Below are 17,182 nucleotides of genomic sequence, written 5' to 3'. Positions count from 1 at the left end.
GTCCCCCGTCGGGTATGCGCGACGGGGGATTCTTGATGAAGAAGAAAGGAATTTCTATGGACTTACGACTGTATCACAACTCTCATGATTTCTATTACCGCTCGGCCTTCGGGGCCGTCCCGTCGGGAAGCCGGCTCATCCTGCGCCTGGGTGCTTCGGGTCATGGCGAGGGCTGCCATGCCGAGGTGCGCCTGTGGCAGAGCAACGTCGGTGAATCGATCCTGCCCATGACCTATGAGGACCAAGCCTTTAAAGCCGTCGTACCCATTCCCGATACAGGCTGCCTCTTATGGTATTACTTTATCGTAAGCGACGGGGATACGACGCGCTGCTACGGGAATAATTACGAACAGCTCGGCGGGGAAGGCGCCGTCTATGAAGGGGCGCCGCCGTCTTATCAGATTACGGTCTACGATAAAGGGGCTCATACGCCGGACTGGTTTAAGCACGCCATCGTCTATCAGATTTTCCCCGACCGCTTCTGCCGCAGCGGCGACGGGAACCTGTGGGGCAAGGAAGGGGCCGTCATCCACAGCAACTGGTACGATAAGCCCTATTACTGCAAGCGCGAAGGCGTCGGCGACATCGTCTATTACGACTTCTTCGGCGGCAATCTCAAAGGAATTCAGGAAAAACTGCCTTATCTCAAAGAACTAGGCATTACGGCCATTTACCTCAATCCCATCTTTGAAAGCTCGAGCAACCACCGCTACGGCACGGCGGACTACTTCCGCGTCGACCCCATGCTGGGGACCAATGAAGAGTTCGCCGCCTTCTGTAAAGCCGCTAAAGATGCGGGAATGGCCATCATCCTCGACGGCGTCTTCAGCCATACCGGGGCCGACAGCATCTATTTCAACCGCTTCGGCCACTATCCCGGCGTCGGCGCCTACCAGTCGAAGGAATCGCCCTATTATGAATGGTTCCGATTCACCAACTATCCCGATGACTACGAATCGTGGTGGGGCGTATCAGATTTGCCGGACGTTGAAGAAACGACGCCGTCTTACATGGATTTCATCATCAATAATAAGGAGAGCGTCCTCAAATATTGGCTCAACCAAGGCATTCGCGGCTGGCGCCTCGACGTCATCGACGAGCTGCCCGTTCCTTTTTTGCGGCAGTTCTATAAGACCTTGAAAGAAGAAAATCCCGACGCCGTCCTCATCGGCGAAGTCTGGGAAGATGCGTCGAATAAAGTCAGTTACAGCGAACAGCGGGAATACCTTTGCGGCTACGACATCGACAGCGCCATGAACTACGCCGAACGGGCTCTCATGGTTGACTTCGTCACCGGAGCTAAAGAGGCGCGGCGCATGAATGACGAATTGACCCGCCTCCGGGAAAATTACCCGCCGGAAAACTTCTACGCCATGCTCAACCTCATCAGCAGCCACGACATCGAACGGATCTTGACAGTTCTCCAGGCAGCCGGCGGCACCGACGTGGCGACGGCTGAAGATACGGCCAAGAAGCGGCTGAAGCTCTTGACGACCTGGCAGATGACCATGCCCGGGGCGCCCTGCATCTATTACGGCGACGAAGCGGGCCTTACGGGCGGCAAGGACCCGGACAACCGCCGGACTTATCCCTGGGGGCGGGAAGACTGGGATATCCTGGGTTGGACCAAGGCCCTGACGCGGCTGCGGACGGCGCATGACGCCCTACAGACGGGCCGTTTCATCCCGCTCTACGCCGACGGCGACGTCTATGCCTTTGCAAGGCTCATCGAAGGCGGCCGCGACGTCTTTGGAAAACCGGCCAAAGACGGCTTGTTCATCATCGCCATGAACCGCAATCCGTCGTCCCTGCGGACCATCAGCCTCTACACCGACGGCTTGGCGTACGGCAAGTTTACCAATGCCCTCCATACGCGGATGGAACCGGAAGTGACCTTGAACAGCCGTCTGACGTTGACCCTGCCGCCCTTAGAGGCCGTCATCTTGAAGGCTGGTGAAGCCAAGAAGAAGCGCTGCGGCGTCCTCCTCCATCCGACGTCGCTGCCGGCTGTCGTCGGAAACGGCGTCTTAGGGACGGCGGCCTACCGCTTCGTCGACTTTTTAAAGACGGCCGGCCAATCGGTTTGGCAGATCCTGCCCTTGATGCCGCCCTTAGCCGGTGATTCGCCGTATCTCTCGGAATCGGCCTTTGCCGGAAATGAAGCCCTCATTTCCCTCCAGCGCCTGTCTGAATGGGGCTGGCTGAAAAAAGACGTCGTCACCGATTTTATCGCCAAGGGCAAGGGGCAGTCACGATCGGACGTCGCGGCCGAAAAGGCCCGTATCTTGTGGGACCTTTCGCACGATAAGGATCTCATCATTTCCTGGAAGCCCTTCCGGGAATTCTGTGAAGCCAATGCCTACTGGCTCGACGACTACGCCTTGTTCCGCAGCATCCGCGACTTCTTTAAAGGCCGGCCCTGGACGGAATGGCCAGACGACATCCGCCGTCATGAACCGGAAGCCCTCAAACGATATGCTAAGGAACTGGCCGGTACCGTATCCCACGTCAAATTCATGCAGTACATCTTCGACCGTCAGTGGCACGAGCTCCGATCTTATGCCAAAGAAAATGGCGTCACCATCCTCGGTGACCTGCCCATGTTCGTCGCCCACGACAGTGCCGACTGCTGGGCCCATCAGGACCAGTTCGACCTCGATGAAGACGGGCGCCCCGTATCGGTGGCCGGTGTGCCGCCGGACTACTTCAGTGCTGACGGCCAGCTCTGGGGCAATCCCTTATATGACTATGAAGCCATGGCGGCCGACGGCTACCAGTGGTGGACCGATCGTTTCCGCCGCATGCGAGACCTCTTTGACGAACTGCGGGTCGATCACTTTAGGGGTTTTGCCGCCTACTGGGCCGTACCCCAGGGCGCAGAGACGGCCAAAGAGGGGGCCTGGAAAGAAGGGCCGGGCCTCGATTTGTTCCGCGCCGTCTATCAAAAACTGGGCCGGCTCAACCTGGTCGCCGAAGATTTAGGCGTCATCACCGACGACGTCTGTGCCTTGAAGGACGCCTTGGACCTTCCAGGGATGAAGGTCTTCCAGTTCCACCTCAAAGACCGGGCTGACGGCATTCGGTCCTTCGACACGGAACCGAACTGCATCGCCTATACGGGAACCCACGACAACAATACGATCCGCGGCTGGTACGAACAGGAGCTGTCGGAAAGCGAGCAGCTTCATATCCGCCGCATGCTGGACCTTGGTGACGACGTCTCGCCGGAAGAATTGGTACGGGCAGTCATTGCCTATACCTACCGCCGCCGGGCCGAAACGGTCATCGTGCCCATGCAGGATCTCCTGACCCTGCCGGCAGCGGCCCGGATGAACGTCCCCGGTGTCGCCGACGGCAACTGGCAGTGGCAGATGACGGAAGGCCAGACGACCTTTGATCTGGCGCGCTGGCTAGCCAAACTTTGCCGTCACAGTGGCCGCTAAATATCCTTGCTGAAATGGAATAACGCGCTGACTCTCAAAAGCAGGGAGCAGCGCGTTTTTTGTCGAATACCTATAGTAAGGGATATTCAGGAAAAGGAGGGTGTGTCATGTATATTGCATCCATGCGCATTCAAAATTATCGGAATTTACAAGACGTCGAAATGACCTTTCACGAAAAGGCTAACTATATCGTCGGGGAAAACGCCATCGGAAAGAGCGGCCTCCTGCGCCTATTGGCCTACATGAGCGACGGCCGCAACGTCGACGAAGACGATTACGCCGACCCGTCACAACCCATCATCATCACCATGGGCCTTCATCTCCTCGAGAGCGACAAGGAATACTTCGCCGACAAGCCCGAAGAACACCGAGAGACCTTGCGCATCCGCATGGAGATGCACATCAGCGATATGTATCCCCATCTTTACCTCGATGAGAGCGGGGAAGAGCTGCCCTTGGAATTGATCCGCCGCCTGCGCTACGTGTCCTATTCGGCGACCCTTCCCGAAGAGCAGCGGGTAGCGCCGCGGATTTATCGGGCCTTGGAGCAGATGCTGTCGGAGTGGAGCGAACAGCATTGGGACAGCCTGTCAGAAGACGCGCGGGCTTTCATCCATCACGAAGTCGCTGTCGGCAGCCTCGATTCGTCGTACTTCGTCAATATCTTCCTGTTGTCGAAGCTCTTGTGCCGCACGGACCGGCCCCGGGCGGACAACATGAAATTCATTTCCCTGGCGGCCCTGTGCGTCATTACCCATGTCTATCAAATGTCCCTCAGCCGGGCCGTGCCCATGGAACACAACCTCATCGTCGATGAAAAGGGGAGGCGCTACCTGCCGCTCATCATTTCCATCGACGAGCCGGAAATCCACCTGCACCCCTATATGCAGCGGTCGGTCCTTCATTATTACCAGCAGCTTCTGCGCAATGAAGATCCCCAATTCTGCCGGCTCCTCAAGGACTTGTTCAACATCGACGGCCTGCGGGGCCAGCTGTTCATCGTCACCCACTCGACGGATTCGCTCATCGACGACTACCGCAACATCATCCGCCTCTACCGCGACAAGCGGGGCATGGTCAAGGCCGCCTGCGGGGCCTGCTTCCACTTCAGCGAAGAAATCGAAAAGCACCTGATCATGCATTTCCCGGAAGTCAAGGCTGCCCTCTATTCGCGAAGCGCCCTCATCGTCGAAGGCGAGACGGAGTACGGCTGTTTCCAGCAGTTCGGCGTGACCTTAAACATCCCCTTTGACTACTACGGCATCTGCCTTATCAACGCCCGCGGCGAAAGTTCTATTTCAAAGATCAAGGCCCTCTTAGAATACTTCAAGATTCCCGTCGCCGCCTTGTACGATGCCGACGTCAAGAGTTCTCATAAGGGGGAACGGGGCGTCTACTTTACCCATGAGATCTGTTTTGAAATGGATCTGGCCAAGACCCTCCTCGATCGGGGGCGGCGCCGCGATTTAGACCGTATCATCGACACGGCCTGCGGCGATCACGCCCGGGCGACGACGGACATGATCAAAAAGGCCTGCCGTAAATTAGACATCAATTACCACGACTATCCGGCCAGGAGACTGTGGAACGTCAATCCCCGCAACCAACGGGCGTTGTACGTCTATTATTTTGCCTGGCTGTACAGCAATAAAGGGGTCATCCTCGGCCGCCTCCTCGGCCAGTCCCTTGAAAAAGACGATATTCCGCCGGCCTTCGCCAAGGTCATCACCGCCGTCGGACAGTTAGCCAAAGTAACCCAAGCCGTTTAGGTCTTGGGTTGCTTTTTGTGCTGACCTGAGGACTGCCCTATAAAGATAACGCAAAATATGGTATGCTATAGGGTACAGTCTATTGCAGAAAGAGAGATGCTCGATGAAACTTTTTATTGCCGAAAAACCGAGTATGGCCCGGGAATTGGCCAAGTGCCTGCCGCAGCCTCATCAGCGGGGAAACGGCTGTATCCGTACCGGCGGCGGTATCGTCACCTGGGCTTACGGCCACGTCCTGCAGCAGGCCGAGCCTCAGGACTACGATCCCAAATATAAACGCTGGAATGCTGAGGATTTGCCCATCATTCCGACGGAGTGGAAGCTCCTCATCAGTCCGGCCAGTAAAGAACAGTTCCACATCATTGAAGGCCTCATTACAAGTCCCGACGTCGACGCCATCGTCAACGCCGGTGACCCCGACCGGGAAGGGCAGCTGCTCATCGACGAGATCCTCGATTACGTCGGAAACGAAAAGCCCGTCGAGCGCATCCTGCTCAACGCCCTCGATGAAAAAAGCATCCATGAATCCTTAGGCGATCTGCGCAGCAACGGTGACTTCGTCCACCTCAAAGAATCGGCCCTGGCCCGAAGTCGGGCGGATTGGCTCATCGGCATGAATCTGTCCCGGGCCTATACCTTGTCGGCCCGTCGCCAAGGCCATCGCGTCGTCTTTCCCATCGGCCGGGTCAAGACGCCGACCTTAGCCCTCGTCGTCCGCCGTCAGCGGGAACTCGACGATTTTGTACCGGTCACGTACTACGTCGTAAAAGCTGATTTCCAGCATAAGAACGGCATCATCCGTGCCCAGTGGCAGCCCAAGGATACCCAGGCCGGCCTCGATCCGGAAGGGCGCTGCATTCAGGAAGAAGCGGCCAAAGACATCTTGTCCCGCCTGGCTGCCGATCCTGACGGAACCATCGTCGAAAACAAGAAGTCCAAGAAGAAGGAGGCCCAGCGCCTGCCCTTATCCCTGTCGTCGCTGCAGGTCCTGGCCGGCAAGCGCTACGGCTACACGCCCCAGCAGGTCCTCGATACGGCCCAGACCCTGTACGAACGGAAACTGACGACCTATCCCCGTTCGGACTGCGAATACCTGCCCCTTAATCAGCGGAAAGACGTGCCCCGCATCTTGCAGAACATCGCCGCCATCCCGGCGGGAAAACTGCCCGAATGGGCCGCCGGCGCCGACGGCAAGATCAAGAGCCGGGCCTGGAACGACAGCAAGATCACGGCTCACCACGCCATCATCCCGACGACCGTTCCCTGCCCCTTCGAAAAACTGACGGCCGTCCAGCAGCGCATCTACTATCTCATCGCTCAGGCCTATTTGGCCCAATTCTATCCCATCCACGAATACGACCAGACGCGGATCACCATCGACTGTGCCGACGAGACCTTCGTCGCCCACGGCAAGGCCGTTACCGTGCCGGGCTGGAAGGTCCTTTACCAGGGCGATAAGAACGACGACGAAGAAGAAAAGGGGGAACTTCCCGTCGTCCGCAAGGGCGATGCCGTCCATTATCAAAGCGGCCAGGTCGACAAGAAGGCGACCAAGCCGCCGCCGCGGTTTACGCCGTCGACCTTATTGGCGGCCATGAAAGAGATTTATAAATACGTCAAAGATGATAGCTTGAAGAAGAAACTAAAAGAAGTCCAAGGCATCGGTACCGAAGCGACGCGGGCGACGATCATCCAAGAGCTGATCCAACGAAAATTCCTGATGGCTGAAGGCAAGAAGAAATACCTCAAGCCGACGGACAATGCCTATCTCCTCGTCGACGCTTTGCCCGACGAAATGCTCTATCCCGATGAAACGGCCATCTGGGAAGAACGGCTCTACCAGATGAGCCTTGGGAAGGATAACCTCCAGGCCTTCCTCCGGGACCAGCTCGATTTCCTGAAAGCCCTGGTCACAGCGGCCGGCGGCGTCGTCATGAAGGTCGAAGGGGCCAAGGCCTGCCCGGAATGCGGCAGTCCCATGGTCAAGCGCCACGGTAAGTACGGCGACTTTTACGGCTGCAGCAACTACCCCAAGTGCCGCCACACGGAACCCATTGCGGGAGAGGGGAAGAAGGAGGGCGTCAAACCGTCGCCGTATCCCTGCCCGCGCTGTAAAACGGGGACCTTCCAGAAACGGACCGGCCCGTACGGCGTTTTTTGGGTCTGCAGCGGCGATAACTGCAACACCAAGTGTGCCGACGTCGACGGTGTGCCCAGCCTGTATGCTAAATCCTGATCCTGGCGATATGTCAAAAGGACGGATATACAAAAAGACCGCCCTATGGTATTATAAAGATTAAGCTATTTTTTTCATGGCTTTTTTGTTCCTATAGGAGTACATAATATAAATGAAACGCATTTATTTAGATAACGCCGCAGCGACGCCCATGGACCGGGAAGTCCTGGACGCCATGATGCCCTATCTTACGACATCCTACGGCAATCCGTCGAGCCTCCATTTCTTTGGCCAACAGGCTCGGGCCGCCGTCCAGAAGGCCCGCGGTCAAGTCGCTCACTGCCTTGGCGTCAGCGGCGAAGACCTGGTCTTTACCAGCGGCGGAACGGAAGCGGATAACCTGGCTATTTTAGGCTATCTGCGGGCCAATTTCCCCCAAGGCGGCCACGTCATCACGACGGCCGTCGAACACCATGCCGTCCTGCGCACCTTCCAGGCTCTGGAGGAAAAGGGCTATGACGTCACCTATGTCCCCGTCGATGCCGACGGCTGCGCCTCGGCAGACGATGTGGCCGCCGCCATTCGTGACGATACGGTCCTCATTTCGGCCATGTACGCCAATAATGAAACGGGCATGATCCAGCCCATCGCTGCCATCGGTGCCGTCGCCAAAGAAAAAGGCGTTGCCTTCCACGTCGACGCCGTCCAGGCCTTCGGCTATCTGCCCGTTCGTCCTTTGGAAGAAGGCATCGACATGCTCACCATTTGCAGCCATAAGATTTATGGCCCGAAGGGCGTCGGCGCCTTGTACATCCGCCACGGCCTCAAGGTGACGGCCGAAGCCTACGGCGGTCCCCAGGAACATCGCCTGCGGGCCGGCACGGAAAACGTCGCCGGTATCGTCGGTTTCGGAGAGGCGGCTGCCCGTTTGGAAATAGAACGAGAAGACCGGGCCAAGGCGGCTCGGGTCTTGACCGACATCGTCTATGAAAAACTCATTAAAGGCGATGACCGCTTCCGCTTAAACGGCAATCGCCGTCAGGTCCTGCCCAACATCATCGACTTCAGCGTCGACGGCGTGGACAGTGCCATTTTACTCATCGCCCTCGATTTGCAGGGCATTGCCGTATCGGCCGGGTCGGCTTGTGAAGCCGGTGCCGTCGAAGCGTCCCACGTCTTAAAGGCCATGGGCGCCGACGAAAAATGGCTGCGCAGCAGCATCCGCCTGTCCGTCGGCAAAGACAATACGACAGAAGATATTGAATACGCCGTGTCCCAGATCCGGGACGCCGTGACGACCAGTAGAGGAGATTGATTTGACATGAAACGAGTCGCAGTAGCTATGAGCGGCGGCGTCGACAGCTCGGTTACAGCCGGCCTTTTGAAGCAGCAGGGCTATGATGTCATCGGCATCACCCTGCGCCTGTGGGAAGAAGACCCGGCCTACACCGTCGATAACATCCACGCCTGCTGTTCCCTCAGTTCCGTCGACGACGCCAAAGCCGTCGCTTCGGTACTGGGCATTCCCCATTATACCTTGGATTTCCGCGAACTCTTCCGCCGCGATGTCATCGATTATTTCGTCGATTCCTATCGCCGCGGCAAGACGCCCAATCCCTGCATTGCCTGCAATAAATTTATTAAATTCGGCCTGCTCTGGGAAAAAGCCAAGCAGTTTGGCGCCGATTTCCTGGCTACCGGCCATTACGCCCGCATCGCTAAAAACGAAGAAACGGGCATCTATTCGCTCTTACGCGGCACCGACCGCCGCAAGGACCAGTCCTACGTCCTCTATCAGCTGACCCAGGCTGTCTTGCCGCACCTCCTGTTTCCCATGGCCGACCTCGAAAAGACCGACACGCGGAAACTGGCTAAAGAGTGGAATCTTCCCGTCTTCAATAAGCCTGAAAGTCAGGATATCTGCTTCATTCCCGACAACGACTACAAGGGCTTTTTGGAAAAGGAAAAGAAGGATATCTTTAAGCCCGGCGACTTCGTCGATGAAAAGGGCCGGGTCATCGGCCGCCATCAGGGCATTGCCGCCTATACCGTCGGCCAGCGGCGGGGGCTCAACCTCGGCGGCCCCGGCGGTCCTTACTACGTCACGGCCTTAGACGTTGAGCACAACCGGGTCATCGTCGGTTCTGAAAAAGACCTGTTCTCGACGACGGTAGAAGCCAGTGAAGCCACCTGGGTCGAACAGGTGCCGACAGCGCCCTTTAGGGCCTTAGGCAAGATCCGCTACGCTGCCAATGAATCGCCTTGTACGGTCTATCCCGACGGCGACGACATGCGCGTCGAGTTCGACGAAGCCCAGCGGGCCGTTACGGCCGGCCAGGCCCTGGTACTCTACGATGCAGAAACAGGGGAACGCGTCCTCGGCGGCGGCGTCATCCAATAAGAAAGAGGGGAAACATACGGTGTCCACAGATCATATCAGAAACTTTTCAATCATTGCTCATATCGACCACGGCAAGTCTACCCTGGCCGACCGGATGCTGGAAATGACCGGCACTGTGCCCGAACGGGAGATGGAAGCCCAGCTGCTCGATACGATGGACCTCGAACGAGAACGAGGCATTACCATCAAGGCCCAGTCGGCCCGCCTCATTTATGATGCCAAAGACGGCAAGCAGTATACCCTGAACCTCATCGACACGCCGGGGCACGTCGACTTCAACTACGAAGTCTCGCGGAGCCTCGCCGCCTGCGAAGGGGCCCTGCTCATCGTCGATGCCACTCAGGGCGTCGAAGCCCAGACCTTGGCCAACGTCTATCTGGCCTTGGAACACGACTTAGAAATCATCCCCATCATCAATAAGGTCGACCTGCCCAGTGCCGACCCGGATAGAGTCTGCAAGGAAATCGAAGACGTCATCGGCCTTGATGCCTCTGACGCTATCATGATCAGTGCCAAGACGGGCCTCGGCGTCGACCAGGTCCTGGAAGCTATCGTCCAGCGCATCCCGGCACCGGCTGATGAAGAAGACAAGCCCTTGCGGGCCCTCATCTTCGACTCTCACTTCGATGCCTATAAGGGGGCTATCGCCAACATCCGCATCATGGAAGGGAGCTTAAAGCCCGGCCAGCGTATCCGCATGATGGCCTCCGGCAAAGAGTTTGAAGTCATCGAAACGGGCGTCTTCCTGCCTCAGATGCATCCCGTGCCGTCCCTCGGCTGCGGCAGCGTCGGCTATTTAGCGGCCAGCATGAAGAACGTCCGCGACTGCCGCGTCGGCGATACGGTCACCTTGGCCGAACGGCCGGCATCGGAAGCCCTGCCGGGGTACCGCCGGGCCGTGCCCATGGTCTACTGCGGCCTGTACCCGGTAGAAACGAACGACTACGACAACCTGCGCGACGCCTTGGAAAAACTCCACCTAAACGACGCCGCCCTGCTCTTTGAACCGGAAACGTCGTCGGCCTTAGGCTTCGGCTTCCGCTGCGGCTTCCTGGGCCTCCTTCACATGGACGTCGTCCGCGAACGGTTGGAACGAGAATACGACCTGTCCCTGATCACGACGGCACCGTCGGTTATTTACCGCGTCTACTGCACGGACGGGACGATGGTTGAAGTCGACAACCCGTCGCAGATGCCCGACATGACCAAAGTCGACCACATCGAAGAACCCTTGGTCAAGACGACGATCATCATCCCCAAGGACATGGTCGGTACGGTCATGGAAATCTCCCAGAGCCGCCGCGGTCAGTACGTCACCATGGACTACCTCGACGACACCCGCGTCTCTCTGATCTACAATCTGCCTTTGTGCGAAATCCTTTACGACTACTTTGACGTCTTGAAGTCGGCCACCCGCGGCTATGCCTCCCTCGACTATGAACTCAACGGCTACCAGTCGTCGCCCATGGTCAAGATGGATATCCTCATCAACGGCGACGTCGTCGACGCCTTGAGCGTCATCGTCCACCGCGACTTTGCCGCCCGCCGCGGCCGGGCCCTGGTCGAAAAACTGCGCAGCCTCATTCCGCGCCAGCTCTTCCAGATCCCCGTCCAGGCAGCTGTGGGCAATAAGATCATCGCCCGTGAAAACGTAGCTGCCCTTCGAAAAGACGTCTTGGCAAAATGCTACGGCGGCGACATTTCCCGTAAGCGCAAGCTTCTGGAAAAACAGAAGGAAGGCAAGAAGCGGATGAAACAGTTCGGCACCGTCGAAATCCCGCAGGAAGCTTTCATGGCCGTCCTCAAAGTCGACGAATCGTAATGCTCGGCGTCTACGTTCACATCCCCTTTTGCCGCCATAAATGCCTGTACTGCGATTTTCCGTCGTACAGTGGCCTTGACTGCTATATGGCAGGCTACGTGCCGGCCCTCTGTCGGGAAATTGCGGCCACGCCGTATGCCGGAAAGCCCGTCGATACGATCTACATCGGCGGCGGCACGCCGTCCATCTTGTCGGCACCGTCCATGGAGGCCATCGTAAGGACCCTGCGTCAGACCTTTGCGGTCACGGGGGATGCCGAAATTACGATCGAAGCCAACCCGGAAAGCCTCGACCGGGAAAAGGCCGAGGCCTATGTGGCCTGCGGCATCAACCGCCTGAGTCTGGGCATCCAATCTTTTTCCGATGAGATGCTGTCCTTTTTGGGCCGCATTCACACGGCAAAAGAAGGGGAGCAGGCCCTCGATGCTGCCTGGAAGGCCGGCATCCGCAACCTGTCTATCGATTTGATGTACGGCCTGCCGGGACAGACCGTCGATGACGTAAGGCGCGATGTTCAGCGATTGGGGGACCTCCCGGTGGATCACGCTTCGATTTACAGCCTCATCGTCGAAGATGGGACGCCCTTGAAACATGGTCTTTCTAAGGGAACCTGGACCCTTCCTGACGACGATACGGTCGAAGCCATGGGGAAGGCCGTTCACGACCAGATGCACGACCTGGGATTTCATCACTATGAAATCTCGAGCTACGCTAAAGGGCCTTTTGAGTCGAAACACAACAGCAAGTACTGGATCTATGAGCCCTACATCGGCTTTGGCGTGTCGGCCCACTCCTTTGACGGCACGGCGCGCTGGGCCAACATGGCCAACATTCCCCAGTACATCGAAAGAGCCGGAAGGGACAGCGTCGAAGGGGAGCGAATCGCCATCGACGCCGAACGGGTCGTCGAGGACTACTGCTTCTTAGCCCTGCGCCGCCGCGTCGGCATCGAGAAGGACGATTATGCCCGCCGGTTCGGTCGGCCTATTGAAGCCGATTTCGGTCCCGTCATCGACGGCCTCATCCGTCAGGGATTGTTGGAAACGACCGACCAGTGGATCCGCCTCAGCGATAAGGGCCTGGCCTATGGCAACTACGTCTTTGGCAAGTTTATCCGCTGAGATCGGTAATAAAGACATAACAGCATATTGCGACAGACATAAAAAAAGTCAGGACTCGATGGTCCTGACTTTTTTTGGATAGTAGAGAAGGCTTAGATTGAGAAGACCGCTTCCTTGATCGGGGTGGAGACATGACTTTTGCGGTACTGCCGCGGCGTATTGGCGTAAAAGTGTTTAAAGGTCTTGGCAAAGTGGCTCTGACTGTCGAAGCCGCAGGCGGCGGCAATGGCCGTAATGCTTTTCGATGGCTCCTTTACCAACTGATCGGCGCCCTGCATGATCCGGTATTTTAAGACGTATTGGATGGGCGACAGCTGGATCGTCTTTTGAAAGCAGCGCAGGCATTCGCGCTGGCTGATGGCGGCGGCGCCGGCGATATCCGAAACAGTGATGGGTTCGTCGAAATGGCCGTGGATGTAGGTCAACATCTTTTTGATGCGCTCTTCGTCCAGGCTGGGAACTGCCTCAGCGGTCGTGCCAGGCTGTAACCGGCCGTACAAAAAGAGGCAGATTTGAGAGAGGGCTTCCCGGACGGTAAATTCAAAGCCGAAGGATTCTTGAGCCAGGGCCGTAAAGGCCGTGCGGAAGTATCGGGCCATCGTATCATCGAAATCGGAATCGCTGTAGAAGGCCGAAAAGGAAGGGCAGGTAAGGAGGGGCCGGATGTACTTTTCGGCCATGGCCGAGTCGCCGCTGCCGGTAACGAGGGCCGGGCTGAAGACGAAGGAGCGCAGGTCGCATTCCGGGGCGGCTACGGCGTAATGCAGGGTATTGCCATTGATGACCAAGATGTCGCCTTGTTTCAGGGAAAAGGTCTGGGACGGGACCTTGGCCGTCATCTGCCCTTTTTCGATGTAGATGACCTCCAGTTCGTCGTGCCAGTGCCAGGGAACGTTGTCGCCGTCTTCCTGCCGGTAATGAGGGGCGTAGCCGGCACAGGGGAAGGCCGCATTTCCGTGGGGCTTCAATTCCTGCGATTGGTCGTTGACGGGGATGACACAGTCTTGCAATATCATAGCATAACCTCCTTTTTTGGCCGTTTTCTTATAGTATACGGCTGAATTTTCGTTGTATCAAGGGCTATCTGACGGTATTCTTATAATAGAGAAGGGGAGAAAAGCGATTGCCGCCATTGTCTGCGGCAAAGGAGGTCTTGATGATGGTACTAAAATTTTACTTCATTCCCAACATGGAAAAGTTTACCGCCCTGGTCGCAGCCTGCCGGGGACGGGTCCTGGTCCGGCGCGAGGAAGCCTTCCAAAACCTCAAGGGCGATGACGACGCCTTGGCCTTTGTAAAGGAAAAGACCGACCGGGGACGCGGTGTAGAAATCCATTTGAATGATACGCGGGATTATGCTTCGCTGGTACACTTCATGGTCGGCGCCTGTCTCTACGATTGACAGAATATGCGTCTTGTAAAGGATAAATGTACGATAAGAAGGCACAATTTTCATAGCGAAAGGTTTTATTCGAAGGGAGACCGACTCTGGTAAAAGCCGACTCTAAGGGCATTGACGAATTTATGATAAATCGTATCAGAACCTCAGAAGTTATTGACAAACAGCCATAATCTGAGTATAATTTCATTGTGTGCAGTAACAGCACTCCCTATCATACCTTGGAGGGAGGGATAACAGATGGCAGAAATCAGAGTTGGTAAAAACGAAACGTTAGACAGCGCTCTTCGCCGCTTCAAACGTTCTTGCCAAAAGGCAGGTGTTCTTTCCGAAGTTCGGAAACGTGAACACTACGAAAAACCGAGTGTACGGAGAAAGAAAAAATCCGAAGCAGCACGGAAACGGAAGTACAGAGCATAATCGTTAATGTAAGAAGGGTGATACCATGTCTCTTAAGAACGAACTTCTTCAGGACATGAAAGAGGCAATGAAAGCGAAAGAAGCCGGGAAAACGGCTCTATCCGTCATTCGTATGGTCCGTTCGGCCATCCGCAACGCGGAAATCGACGGCGGCCATTGCGAACTCGACGATGCCGGTGTCGGCGCCGTCATTGCCAAAGAAATGAAACAACGCAGGGAGTCATTAGCTGAATTCGAAAAAGCCGGCCGCGCCGACTTAGTCGAAGAAACGAAGGCTGAAATGGCGGTACTGGAAAAGTACATGCCCAAGCAGCTGACGGAAGATGAAGTCCGCCAAATCGTCACCGATACCATCGCCGGCCAGGAAGGCCTTCAGATGGGGGCTGTCATGAAGCTCGTCATGCCGAAAGTGCAGGGACGGACGGAGGGCAAGGTTGTTTCAAAGATTGTTCGAGAAATTTTACAACATCGTTGATTGCCATAGATTCCTTAAAAATCTATTGACAAATAGACTGAATGATTGTATTATTTTAGCATGATTTGAAAACAAAATAAATCATGAAACAAGAGTCAAGGAAGACTCCGAATCCCAACTGCGGGATCGGAGTCTTTTTTTTCACCTAAAGGAGGAGTCATAATGACAAAAGATGAGTTGGTATATGTAATTCCGGCAGGTCAATATGGTAAAGAAGGGGTGCTGGCTTTATTGGAACAGCATCCGGAAATCAAATTCGTATCCCTCGTAGGCATCGATTTGGCAGGCAATGATACGGACGAAAAGATTCCTATCAGCGTCTTCTTCGATGACTATGATAAATTCTTCAATGCGACGGCCTTCCAGACCGACGGTTCGTCCGTTGTACTGCCGGGCATCGCCATCTTGTCCAATGCCCGTGTCGATATCAAAGCCGACCCGTCGGTCAACTGGTTCGTCGACTACAACGACGACAACATCGATCCGGAAACGGGGAAACCAGTCGGAACGCTCCGTATCCCCAGCTTCCTTCGCCATGCAACGGGCTACATCGACTCCCGGTCGATCCTCCGCAACACCTGCGACTACGTCAGCGACCAGGTCTTGGCCCTGGTCAAAGAATACGGCCTTCCCGGTACGTCGGTCAATGTCGATGATATTGAAAAAATCGTTCTGACGACGGCAACGGAACTGGAATTCTGGGTCAAGACGCCGAGCCAGGACGTCGCTACCCGGCTCTTGTCGGCTTCACAGAAATTACAGGAACAGTACTGGCAGCGGACTCACGGCGTCGTCCGTACGGCACTGGAACAGACCATCGAACGCCTGGAAAAATACGGCCTCGAACCGGAAATGGGCCATAAGGAAGTCGGCGGCGTCAAAGCTCAGATCGACGATTCCGGTAAATTAACCTTCGTCCTCGAACAGCTCGAAGTCGACTGGAAATTTGCCAACGACCCGGTCCAGACGGCCGACAATGAAATCGCAGCCCGTATTATCGTCCGCGAAGTATTCCGCGAAAACGGCCTCGAAGTCACCTTCCAGGCTAAACCGATCCACGGCGTTGCCGGTTCCGGTGAACATACTCACTTCGGCATCGGCGCTATCATGAAGAGCGGCAAATTCGTCAACCTCTTCAACCCGGCGGACATGAAGAGTGACTTCTTGTCCGTCGTCGGTTACGGCGCCATCATGGGCATGCTCAAACACTATGAAGTCATGAACCCCTTCGTTTCGGCAACGACGGACTCCCTCAACCGCTTGAAACCGGGCTTTGAAGCACCGGTCTGCATCGTAACGGCCCTCGGCGGCGACCGTCCGGACGTCCAGACCCGTAACCGCTCGGTCCTCATCGGCCTCATCCGCAACATCGCAAGCCCGGCGGCTACCCGTTTTGAACTCCGTTCGCCGAACCCCTTCACCAACACCTACATCGCCATTGCCATGGGTTATTTAGCCGCCCTCGACGGCATCAAATATGCCCTCTCCAGCGGCAAGACCGGCGAAGCGCTCTTGGCGGAACTGTCTAAGAAACCGGGTGAAGACGCAGACTACCTCGAAAAAGACCGGGCGTATCGCTCGGAAGTCGACGTCTTTGAAAACTTCACCAGTGAAGAACGAGATGCCATGTTCGGCAAGGCTCCGCGTACGGTATGGGAAAACTTCAAGGCCCTCGACCTCCATCCGGAAAAAGTGGATACCCTGGCCTGCGATGCCTTTGAAAAGCGCATCATGGAATCGTTCCGCCTCGGTGCCCTCAACCGCTGGGCTCTCGAACTCCAGTACCGCCTCATTCCGGAAAACCTCTCCAAGGTCATCGCTGCCAAACAGCTCCATGCTGCCGGTGACAGCAACGCCCTTGAAGTCGAACGCTGGACCAAAATCAACGCCCTGCGGACGGAACTGGGCCGCGACACGGAAAAGAGCCTGTCCATTTTCTCCAAGATCAAAGAAGCCCTGGCTGCCAAAGATTACGACACGGCGTCGGACCTCATGGTCGAAATGAGCGACAAGATGGACCTCTTGACGGATATGTACTACGAATATTCTTACAACGCTTTCTAAACATTGAGATAACGTTTTAGCGATAAAGAAAACGAGCTGTCCTGCGCATGTGCGGGACGGCTCGTTTTTTTGGCGCCGAATAGGCATGATAA

Annotated in this window: 12 protein-coding genes; 11 read left to right on the top strand and 1 reads right to left on the bottom strand. The window is 56.2% G+C overall.

Annotated features, from left to right (window positions below):
* Window positions 1–35 precede the first annotated feature (35 nt).
* From malQ to hemW, 7 genes are all read left to right on the top strand, one after another.
* The gene (gene malQ, locus HMPREF3201_RS06760; protein WP_227163060.1) at window positions 36–3,443 is read left to right on the top strand and encodes a 4-alpha-glucanotransferase; all 3,408 of its coding nucleotides are present in this window, start codon (window positions 36–38) and stop codon (window positions 3,441–3,443) included.
* Window positions 3,444–3,550: 107 nt separating this feature from the next.
* Window positions 3,551–5,212, top strand: coding sequence for an ATP-dependent nuclease (locus HMPREF3201_RS06755; protein WP_062412333.1), 1,662 nt, complete (start codon window positions 3,551–3,553; stop codon window positions 5,210–5,212).
* 103 nt (window positions 5,213–5,315) lie between these two features.
* Window positions 5,316–7,448: a DNA topoisomerase III gene (locus HMPREF3201_RS06750; RefSeq protein WP_062412332.1), complete on the top strand. Its 2,133-nt coding sequence runs from the start codon at window positions 5,316–5,318 to the stop codon at window positions 7,446–7,448.
* 112 nt (window positions 7,449–7,560) lie between these two features.
* On the top strand, window positions 7,561–8,703 hold the full coding sequence (locus HMPREF3201_RS06745) for a cysteine desulfurase family protein (protein ID WP_062412331.1): 1,143 nt from the start codon (window positions 7,561–7,563) through the stop codon (window positions 8,701–8,703).
* 6 nt (window positions 8,704–8,709) lie between these two features.
* A complete protein-coding gene (mnmA, locus tag HMPREF3201_RS06740; RefSeq protein WP_062412330.1) occupies window positions 8,710–9,789 on the top strand; it encodes a tRNA 2-thiouridine(34) synthase MnmA in 1,080 nt (359 codons plus the stop codon).
* A 19-nt stretch (window positions 9,790–9,808) separates the two neighbouring features.
* On the top strand, window positions 9,809–11,611 hold the full coding sequence (lepA, locus tag HMPREF3201_RS06735; RefSeq protein WP_062412329.1) for a translation elongation factor 4: 1,803 nt from the start codon (window positions 9,809–9,811) through the stop codon (window positions 11,609–11,611).
* A complete protein-coding gene (gene hemW / locus HMPREF3201_RS06730) occupies window positions 11,611–12,732 on the top strand; it encodes a radical SAM family heme chaperone HemW (RefSeq protein WP_062412328.1) in 1,122 nt (373 codons plus the stop codon). The genes lepA and hemW overlap by 1 nt, the downstream gene beginning before the upstream one ends.
* Window positions 12,733–12,824: 92 nt before the next feature.
* Here the strand turns inward: hemW and HMPREF3201_RS06725 are convergent, their stop codons facing one another.
* Window positions 12,825–13,748 (bottom strand): AraC family transcriptional regulator, encoded by a 924-nt coding sequence (locus HMPREF3201_RS06725; protein ID WP_062412327.1) that lies wholly within the window; start codon window positions 13,746–13,748, stop codon window positions 12,825–12,827.
* A gap of 140 nt (window positions 13,749–13,888) precedes the next feature.
* On the opposite strand from HMPREF3201_RS06725, the gene HMPREF3201_RS06720 reads away from it, so the two are divergent.
* The 4 genes from HMPREF3201_RS06720 to HMPREF3201_RS06705 all read left to right on the top strand — a co-directional run bounded on the left by HMPREF3201_RS06720 (window position 13,889) and on the right by HMPREF3201_RS06705 (window position 17,090).
* Window positions 13,889–14,134 (top strand): hypothetical protein, encoded by a 246-nt coding sequence (locus HMPREF3201_RS06720; RefSeq protein WP_154253877.1) that lies wholly within the window; start codon window positions 13,889–13,891, stop codon window positions 14,132–14,134.
* Between the two features lie 237 nt (window positions 14,135–14,371).
* Complete coding sequence (gene rpsU, locus HMPREF3201_RS06715) at window positions 14,372–14,551, top strand: 30S ribosomal protein S21 (RefSeq protein ID WP_020311403.1); 180 nt, start codon at window positions 14,372–14,374, stop codon at window positions 14,549–14,551.
* Window positions 14,552–14,576: 25 nt separating this feature from the next.
* A complete protein-coding gene (locus HMPREF3201_RS06710; RefSeq protein ID WP_062412325.1) occupies window positions 14,577–15,026 on the top strand; it encodes a GatB/YqeY domain-containing protein in 450 nt (149 codons plus the stop codon).
* A 162-nt stretch (window positions 15,027–15,188) separates the two neighbouring features.
* Window positions 15,189–17,090, top strand: a complete 1,902-nt coding sequence (locus HMPREF3201_RS06705) for a type I glutamate--ammonia ligase (RefSeq protein ID WP_062412324.1) — start codon at window positions 15,189–15,191, stop codon at window positions 17,088–17,090.
* Window positions 17,091–17,182: the final 92 nt, after the last annotated feature.

The sequence above is a fragment of the Megasphaera sp. MJR8396C genome, from assembly GCF_001546855.1.
Lineage (GTDB): Bacteria > Bacillota > Negativicutes > Veillonellales > Megasphaeraceae > Megasphaera.
The sequence above is the reverse complement of the archived record's forward strand: the minus strand, read 5'-3'. Positions and strand labels throughout refer to the sequence as shown.

Bases quoted from the DNA above. Each gene is read 5' to 3' on its own strand.
- malQ (WP_227163060.1), top strand. From the start codon at position 36: ATGAAGAAGAAAGGAATTTCTATGGACTTACGACTGTATCACAACTCT.
- HMPREF3201_RS06755 (WP_062412333.1), top strand. From the start codon at position 3,551: ATGTATATTGCATCCATGCGCATTCAAAATTATCGGAATTTACAAGAC.
- HMPREF3201_RS06750 (WP_062412332.1), top strand. From the start codon at position 5,316: ATGAAACTTTTTATTGCCGAAAAACCGAGTATGGCCCGGGAATTGGCC.
- HMPREF3201_RS06745 (WP_062412331.1), top strand. From the start codon at position 7,561: ATGAAACGCATTTATTTAGATAACGCCGCAGCGACGCCCATGGACCGG.
- mnmA (WP_062412330.1), top strand. From the start codon at position 8,710: ATGAAACGAGTCGCAGTAGCTATGAGCGGCGGCGTCGACAGCTCGGTT.
- hemW (WP_062412328.1), top strand. From the start codon at position 11,611: ATGCTCGGCGTCTACGTTCACATCCCCTTTTGCCGCCATAAATGCCTG.
- HMPREF3201_RS06725 (WP_062412327.1), bottom strand. From the start codon at position 13,748: ATGATATTGCAAGACTGTGTCATCCCCGTCAACGACCAATCGCAGGAA.
- HMPREF3201_RS06720 (WP_154253877.1), top strand. From the start codon at position 13,889: ATGATGGTACTAAAATTTTACTTCATTCCCAACATGGAAAAGTTTACC.
- rpsU (WP_020311403.1), top strand. From the start codon at position 14,372: ATGGCAGAAATCAGAGTTGGTAAAAACGAAACGTTAGACAGCGCTCTT.
- HMPREF3201_RS06710 (WP_062412325.1), top strand. From the start codon at position 14,577: ATGTCTCTTAAGAACGAACTTCTTCAGGACATGAAAGAGGCAATGAAA.
- HMPREF3201_RS06705 (WP_062412324.1), top strand. From the start codon at position 15,189: ATGACAAAAGATGAGTTGGTATATGTAATTCCGGCAGGTCAATATGGT.